Source organism: Vibrio sp. 1641, from assembly GCF_033339995.1.
In the GTDB taxonomy this organism is placed as follows: Bacteria; Pseudomonadota; Gammaproteobacteria; order Enterobacterales; family Vibrionaceae; genus Vibrio; species Vibrio alginolyticus.
Genome location: NZ_JAWOVP010000397.1, coordinates 1 through 564, shown reverse-complemented (window position 1 = coordinate 564; position 564 = coordinate 1). Strand labels below are relative to the sequence as shown.

Sequence of the window (564 nt, the reverse complement as noted above, 5' to 3'; positions counted from 1 at the left end):
TAAATTCTTCTGCCGACATACGGATGATTTGTACGTTGTCGATCTTGTTCGCTGCAATGTTGTATTGTGCTGATTCTACCGAAGGCTTAGCAAGCTCAGTAGCAAGTACACGGTCGAAGTTTTGCGCTAATGCTAACGAGAAGTTGCCGTTACCACAGTAAAGCTCTAGTAGGTCGCCAGTGCTTTCTTGAGTACAATCAACCGCCCATTCCAACATCTTCTCTGCTACTTTGCCATTCGGTTGGGTGAAGCTGTTTTCAACTTGCTGATAGATGTAGCTTTGGCCATTTACATCCAGTTTTTCGATCACGTAGTCACGGTCTAGGATAATTTTCATCTTACGTGCGCGGCCAATGATGTTGAGGTTGAAACCTTCGTCGTTGAGGCGCTGTTTCAGCGCTTTCGCGTTTTCAATCCATTCCTCATCTAATTGACGATGGTAAAGCAGAGAAACCAGAATCTCACCACTTAGCGTCGATAGGAAATCGACTTGGAATAGTTTACGGCGTAGGGATTCGTTGTCTTTCATCGCTTCAACCAATAGCGGCATCAAATCGTTGATCA

General features: G+C 44.9%; 1 pseudogene. It reads right to left on the bottom strand.

Annotated elements, in window-relative coordinates:
- Nucleotides 1-564, bottom strand: a pseudogene (locus tag R7Z47_RS26185) (tRNA (uridine(54)-C5)-methyltransferase TrmA); the annotation flags it as partial.